Source organism: Kitasatospora sp. NPDC059817, from assembly GCF_042731835.1.
Lineage (GTDB): Bacteria > Actinomycetota > Actinomycetes > Streptomycetales > Streptomycetaceae > Kitasatospora.
Genome location: NZ_JBHWIR010000205.1, coordinates 1 through 6,358, shown reverse-complemented (window position 1 = coordinate 6,358; position 6,358 = coordinate 1). Strand labels below are relative to the sequence as shown.

Here is a 6,358-nt window from a genome sequence, read left to right as displayed (position 1 = left end):
GCGTGCCCCCGGGCGCCCCCCGGGCTCTCGAGGGGGCCGGGGGGGCGGGCGGGGGGCCGGCCGGGCGGGGGGGGCCCCGCGCCGGGCGGAGTGCCGGTTGTCGTGGGGCGGGTGGCCCCGGCCAGGGCCTCGGCCAGGGCGGTCTCGCTCTGTTCGTGCAGCTCGCGGATCCGGGCGACCAGGGCGGGGCTGTCGGCGACGGTGCGGGCGAACGCCGGGCCGGAGAAGCCGAGCCGTGGGTCGTGCCGGTCGAGGCCGGCCAGGCAGTCGCGGCGCAGCGCGGCGAGGGCGGACTCGCCGGGCGCACGCTCGGCGACCGCCCGGGCGAGCCGACCGACGATCTCCTCGTGCAGGTCGAGGAGGAGGTCCTCCTTGCGCGGGAAGTGGTTGGTGACGGTCATCTTGGCGACTCCGGCGGCCGTCGCGACCTCGGCGATGGTGGTGCGGTCGAAGCCCTGCTCGATGAAGAGCCTGGTCGCGGCGTGCGAGATCGCCTCGCGGGTGCGGCGCTTGTTGAGCTCGCGCAGGGTCGGGGCGGCCCCGGTTCCCGTCAGGGTTTCCGTCGCGGTTTCCGTTGTGGGTTCCGTCATGGGGGCAGCGTAGCGCAGTTCGCTGGGTCGGACCCAGAAAGTAGGCTTGACCTAATCGCTGGGTCCGTCCTAAGTTTCTTCCGGGCGGTCGGAGCGGCCGCCGGACGGACGACCCGGGGAGGGCGCATGACCACATCGGCCACGTACGGAGGCGCCGTGTTCACCCAGCACGCCGGGCGGCTCCGCCTGCTCAGCGTCCACGCCCACCCCGACGACGAGTCCAGCAAGGGCGCTGCCACCCTCGCGCGGTACGCCGCCGAGGGGGTGGACGTCCTGGTCGCCACCTGTACCGGCGGTGAGCGCGGCTCGGTGCTCAACCCGGCCATGGACCGCCCCGAGGTCCGGGCGGACCTCGCCCGGATCCGGAGCGAGGAGATGGCGGCCGCCCGGGGCATCCTCGGGGTGCGCCAGCAGTTCCTCGGCTTCGTGGACTCCGGCATGCCGGGCCCGGGCGAACCGCTGCCGGCGGGCTGCTTCGCCGCCCAGCCCGTGGCGGCGGCCGCGGCGCCGCTGGTCGCCCTGATCCGGGAGTTCCGTCCGCACGTGGTGGTCACCTACGACGAGACCGGGGGGTATCCGCACCCCGACCACGTGATGACCCACCAGGTCACGGTCGAGGCCTTCGAGGCCGCCGCCGACCCGGGCCGCCACCCCGAGACGGGGGAACCCTGGCAGGCGGCGAAGCTCTACTACCACCTGGCGCTCTCCAGAGCCTGGTTCCAGACCCTGCACGACGCGATGACGGAGCGGGGCGTCCCCTCGGGCATGGGCGCACTGCTCGCGGACTGGCCGGACACCCCGCCCGCCCTCGCCACCACCACCCGGATCGCGTGCGCCGAGCAGTTCGCCGTACGGGACGCGGCACTGCTGGCGCACGCCACCCAGATCGAGCCCGGGGTCGCGTTCATGGCCCACCCACGGGACATCGAGCGCGAGGTCTGGCCGACGGAGGACTACCACCTCGCCCGGAGCCTGGTGCCGGTCGAGGGCGAGGGGTCCGAGACCGACCTGTTCGCCGGGCTGCGCTCAGGAGAGGCGGGGCTGCGCCCGGGAGAGGGGGACGGATGAGCCGGAGGTCGGGTTTCGCCCGCTCAGCACTGGCCGTCGGCGAGCACGAAGTAGCCCGGGCCGGTCTGCTTCAGGGTGTGCGTCACGAAGGTGTTCCAGAGGCCCATGCTCTGGCCCGAGCCGAGTGCGTAGGTCAGGCCGCCGCTCTGGGTGGCCCGCCCGGCCCGGACCTGGTTGTAGTTGCTGTCGGTGAAGCACTGCGCGGCGCCGCCGCCGGTGGTCGCCGTCACCGCCGCCGATCGGGTGCCCACCGCGCCCGACGGGTCGACCGCCGCCGCGGTGTAGCCGTACGACGTGCCGGGGGCGAGCCCGGTGTCGGTGAAGGACGGGCCGGTGGCACTGCCCGCCATCGTGCCGTCCCGGTAGACCTGGTAGGAGGCGGCCCCGCTGACGGCCTGCCAGGCGAGGACGATCGAGCTCTGGCCCGCCGGGGTCGCGGTCAGCCCGGTCGGGGCGGGCAGGCCGGGGTTGGTGGGCCCCGTGCCGCCGTCCAGGCCCCAGAACTGCGCGGTGTAGTAGCTGGAGCAGATCGTGTTGAGGAAGTAGCTGCCGGTGGCCCCGCACTGGTCGGCTGCGGAGCCGGGGTTGACGGCCAGCCCGTGGCCCATCCCGGCGATGGTGAACAGCGCCACGGCGGGCCGCCCGCCCGCGTCGGCGTAGACCTCCTCGGTGGTGCCGCCCGGCAGGCTCCGGGTGCTGGTCGGGCTCTGGCCGACACCCTGGACGTTGGTCCACTGGTCGCGCAGCTCCGTCGCGTTCACCGGCCTGACCACGGTGTCCGCGCTGCCCTGCCAGATCGCCACCCGGGGCCAGGGCCCGGCGTAGCCCGGGTACGCGGCCCGGACCTTGTCGCCCCACTGGGCCGGGGTGAGCCCCTGGTCGGAGTTCTGGCAGCCGGAGGCGGCGCTCTGGGCGGTCGCGCACTGGGCCGGGAGGCCGGAGTCGATCGCCCCGCCGGCGAACACGTCCGGGTAGTCGGCCAGCAGGTCGGAGGCCATCCCGCCGCCGGCCGACAGCCCGGTGACGAACACCCGCCGGCCGTCCGAGCCGTACAGGGCCTTGGCCTTGGTGACCATCTCGATCACCGACTCAGCCTCGCCGGTGCCCCGGGCGTCCTTGGTCGCGTCGAACCAGCTGAAGCAGGAGAGGCTGTTGTTGGCACTGCTGGTCTGCGGGAAGACGACCGCGAAGCCGTACCGGTCGGCGAAGGTCGTCCAACCGGAGCTGCGGTAGTAGTCGTTGGCGGTCTGCAGGCAGCCGTGCAGCGCGACCACCAGCGGCGCGCCACTCGGCAGTCCGGCGGGGGTGTAGGAGTACATCGCGAGGTTTCCCGGATTGGCGCCGAATCCGGTGACCTGCTGGAAGGTCCCGCTCACGGTGTCGGCCGCAGCCGGGGCGGGTGCGGTGGTGCCGATCGCGAGTGCGGCGGCCATCAGCAACGCGGCGGCGGCAGGACGGAGAGGCATGGGGGCTCCTGGGTGGGGGAGGAGTGGGGGCGGATGCCGTGCAGCGTGGCGCGCCCCGTGCCCCGGTGCCATGTGACGGCCACCCGAGGTCCACCGCCCCGCCATGGCGTGGACCGCCATGGTCCGATGCCCGGGGGCCGCGCGCCGGCCGTACCGCGGAAGGTACTTGAGGGGCGTGCGCGAACAAGGCAGGTTGATCCCATGACGACGAATGAGGCAGACCCCGGCGGCGCGATGTCTCCGGAGGGCCAGGAGCTCCTTGAAGGCCGGCAGGCCCTGGAGGGCCAGGTGCCCCGGACCAGGACCCACACCTGGACGGCCGGCCCGCCGATCTCCGCCTTCCCGCGCCTGAGCGGAGAGGAGATCCTGCACGAGATCCTCGCGGGCCGGATTCAGGAGCCGGCGATCTGCAGCACCCTCGGATTCCATCTGACCGAGGTGAAGCCGGGCACGGCGGTGTTCGAGGGCGAACTCGGCGATCACCTCTACAACCCGATGAACACCGTGCACGGCGGCTACCTCGCCACCCTGCTCGACTCGGCGCTCGGTTGCGCCGTGCTGAGCCGGCTGCCCGCCGGGATCGGCTACACCACTACGCAGTTGAACGTCCACATGCTGCGCCCGCTGTTCGCCGACTCGGGGCTGCTGCGCTGCGAGGGCCTGGTGCTGCATCTGGGCCGGACGATGGCGACGGCCGAGGCAAGGGTGGTCGGGGTGGAGAACGGCAAGCTCTACGCGCACGCCACCACCACCTGCGCCATCCTGGCGCCCCGCCCGGCGGCCTGAGCGGCGGCCTGACAGGTGGTCCGACCGGTGGCATGACCGGAGGCCCGGGCAGAGGTTCGGAGGACCGGAGGGAGACCTGACGGAGGTTCGGCTGAAGGTACGGCCGGGCCCCGGTCGCTTCGGCGGTCGGGGCCCGGGGTCGGCTGCGGTTCAGAGGGCCGCGAGCAGCCCACAGAGCGCGAGGAGGCCGCAGATCCCGAAGTTGATCAGCTTGTGCGAGAGGAACACGGCGGCGAACTCGCGGATCGTCGCGCTCGGCCAGTAGTACGCGGCGGTCGGCGAGCCGAACACCTGCCCGTTGACGCCGGTCCTGCGGGCGGTGAGCGCCGCCCGGAAGGCGTGGAAGTTGTTGGTGACCACGACACAGCGGTAGTCGGGCTTGGCCTGCTCCATGATGGCCTTGCTGAAGAGCAGGTTCTCCTCCGTGGTGCGGGAGCGGTCCTCGCGCTCGATGTGTTCGGCCGGGAAGCCGCGCCCGGTCAGGTAGTCGGCCATCGCGTGGGACTCCGGCAGCTTCTCATCCGGGCCCTGGCCGCCGGAGGTGATCAGCACCGGCGGGTTGCCGCGCGCGGCCTGCTTGTCGTACACCTCCCGGCCCCGGTCGAGCCGGCTGGCCAGCAGCGGCGGGACGCGCTCGCCGCCGATCAGACCGGAGCCGAGGACGACCACGAAGTCCACGTTCCGGCGCGGCCGGTGGCGGCCGTAGAGGAATGCGTAGCCGACGAAGCAGACGAACAGGAAGGAGATGTAGCCGACCACCAGGACGGCGGTGCCCGCCAGTACGCCCAGCCGGGGCGAGCGGGTGGCCAGAGCAGCGAGCAGCAGTGCGATGACGGCGAGGATGCCCAGACCGGCGAGGAGGGACAGCAGGTTGGCGGGCCGTCTGCCCTCCTTGCGGATCATGGTCAGGCCGTTGGCGATCAGGAACCAGACCAGGGCCGCCGTGCCGAGGGCCGGCAGCAGGATGATCGCCACCGCCGCCAGTTCCATCACCAGTGTGGGCGCCTTGCGCAGCTCGGTGAGCAGGGCGAGGGCGAGCAGGGAGACGGCGATGCCGAGCAGGACGGCATTGCTGAACTGGCGGCGGTCGCGTAGTACCCCGATTCCGAACAACAGGAAGAACAGGGCGGCTGGGACATAGGCGATCATGCTTCGTATCGTAGGCGGAGGCCGTTCGCGTGAACCGCCCGTCCGCCCGTGGACGAACCGGCCGGGCGGACTGGGCAGACGGACTGGGCAGGCGGACTGGGCAGACGGACTGGGCAAACGGACCGGACAAGGGGACCGGACGAGCGGGCAGGTCAGGCGAACCGCTCGATCGCCGCGAGGACCGCCTCCGTCATCGCCGGACTCCCGGTGTGCCCGGACTCGTCGATGACGGTCAGTCGGGCCTCCGGCCAGGCCCGGGTCAGCCGCCACGCGGTGTCGAGCGGCGAGCCGAGGTCCAGTCGGCCGTGGATCAGTTCGCCCGGGATGCCGACCAGCCGTCCGGCGTCGTGCAGCAGTTGGCCGTCGGCCAGGAACGCGTGGTGCGCGAAGTAGTGCGCGGTGATCCGGGTGAACGCCATCAGCGCGTCGGCGGGGCGGTCGCTGTAGGCGTTCGGCTTGCCCAGCGCCTCGTGCGCGATGACGGCGTCCTCCCAGGTGGCCCAGGCGTTCGCGGCGGCCCGCCGGACGGTCTCGTCCTGGCTGTTGAGCAGCCGACTGTAGGCGGCCACCAGGTCACCGTCGCGGTCGGCGGCCGGCAGGAAGTTCCGGAACTCCTCCCACGGGCCGGGCAGGAAGCGGGCGACGCCCCGGTAGAGCCAGTCGGTCTCCTCGGGGCGGGTCGTGGTGACGCCGCAGAGCACGATCTCGGAGACCCGCTCGGGGTGGGCCTGGGCGTAGGCGAGGATCAGCGTCGAGCCCCAGGAGCCGCCGTACAGCAGCCATTTCTCGATGCCGAGGTGGTCGCGCAGCCGCTCCATGTCCGCGATCAGCCGCTCGGTGGTGTTGTGCTCCAGCCCGGTCGCCGGGTCGGCGGCGTGCGGCAGGCTCTGTCCGCAGCCGCGCTGGTCGAACTGGACCACGTGGTACCGCTCGGGGTCGAAGTACCGCCGGGCGCCCGGCCGGTGGCCGGACCCGGGCCCGCCGTGCACGATCGCGGCGGGTTTGCCCGCCGGGTTGCCGGAGGCGTTCCAGTGCATCCGCTGCCCGTCTCCGACGTCCAGCAGGCCTTGTGCGTAGGGCTCGTAGTGGGGGTGCAGCTCGGGCATCGCGGAACTCCTCCGTGGATGTGCGGCCGGGGTGCCCGGACAGACCCTAGCGGGCGCTCGCAGGCCGGGCCGCGGATTTTCGGCGGGCCCGGGGCGGGGGGCCGCGGGCGGGGGGCCCCCCGGGGGGGGGGCGGGGGTGTTGGAGGGGGACGCGGGTGGCGAACCCGGGGGGTCGCCGTTATGACAAGAATAG

6 protein-coding genes are annotated in these 6,358 nt (G+C 73.1%); 2 read left to right on the top strand and 4 right to left on the bottom strand.

The genetic code is table 11. The annotated features are described in order from the left end of the window. The coding region (locus ACFV61_RS30305; RefSeq protein ID WP_380495086.1) for a TetR/AcrR family transcriptional regulator at nt 1-590 on the bottom strand (590 nt) is incomplete at its 3' end. A gap of 126 nt (nt 591-716) precedes the next feature. Between ACFV61_RS30305 and mca the strand changes: the two genes are divergently transcribed. Further along, a complete protein-coding gene (gene mca / locus ACFV61_RS30300) occupies nt 717-1,658 on the top strand; it encodes a mycothiol conjugate amidase Mca (RefSeq protein ID WP_380495084.1) in 942 nt (313 codons plus the stop codon). 23 nt (nt 1,659-1,681) lie between these two features. Here mca and ACFV61_RS30295 read toward each other — a convergent pair whose 3' ends face one another. Beyond that, nucleotides 1,682-3,124, bottom strand: a complete 1,443-nt coding sequence (locus ACFV61_RS30295) for a PHB depolymerase family esterase (RefSeq protein ID WP_380495082.1) — start codon at nt 3,122-3,124, stop codon at nt 1,682-1,684. 201 nt (nt 3,125-3,325) lie between these two features. Between ACFV61_RS30295 and ACFV61_RS30290 the strand changes: the two genes are divergently transcribed. Next, complete coding sequence (locus ACFV61_RS30290) at nt 3,326-3,910, top strand: PaaI family thioesterase (RefSeq protein ID WP_380495080.1); 585 nt, start codon at nt 3,326-3,328, stop codon at nt 3,908-3,910. Between the two features lie 150 nt (nt 3,911-4,060). Here ACFV61_RS30290 and ACFV61_RS30285 read toward each other — a convergent pair whose 3' ends face one another. Both ACFV61_RS30285 and pip read right to left on the bottom strand, forming a co-directional pair. After that, entirely contained in the window at nt 4,061-5,059 is a 999-nt protein-coding gene (locus ACFV61_RS30285; RefSeq protein WP_063346039.1) for a YdcF family protein, read from the bottom strand. Nucleotides 5,060-5,211: 152 nt separating this feature from the next. After that, nucleotides 5,212-6,165, bottom strand: a complete 954-nt coding sequence (gene pip, locus ACFV61_RS30280) for a prolyl aminopeptidase (protein WP_380495078.1) — start codon at nt 6,163-6,165, stop codon at nt 5,212-5,214. Nucleotides 6,166-6,358 lie beyond the last annotated feature (193 nt).